The 207-nt window shown below is 66.2% G+C and carries 1 protein-coding gene; it reads left to right on the top strand.

Features of this window, described 5'->3' with window-relative positions:
• Positions 1–207, top strand: a 207-nt coding sequence (locus KJQ96_RS39970) for a PLP-dependent transferase (RefSeq protein ID WP_213291319.1), incomplete at both ends; no start/stop codon positions are given.

The following is a 207-nucleotide window of genomic DNA, read 5'->3' as shown; positions in this document are numbered from 1 at the left end:
AATTTCGGCGAACGCGAAAGCCTGGCCGCTGCTCACCGAGGGCATTCGCCTGCTTGGCGTTTGTGCAGGGCCCGACGACGTATTCCTGGCGCTGCGTGGCACACGCACGCTATCGGTGCGGCTCGCGCAGCATTATCGCTCGGCCCTCGAAATGGCGCGCTGGCTCGCCGGCCGTCCCGAAGTCCTGCAAGTCCTGCATCCGGCACT

The sequence above is a fragment of the Bradyrhizobium sp. sGM-13 genome, assembly GCF_018398875.1.
Lineage (GTDB): Bacteria > Pseudomonadota > Alphaproteobacteria > Rhizobiales > Xanthobacteraceae > Bradyrhizobium.
The sequence above is the reverse complement of the archived record's forward strand: the minus strand, read 5'-3'. Positions and strand labels throughout refer to the sequence as shown.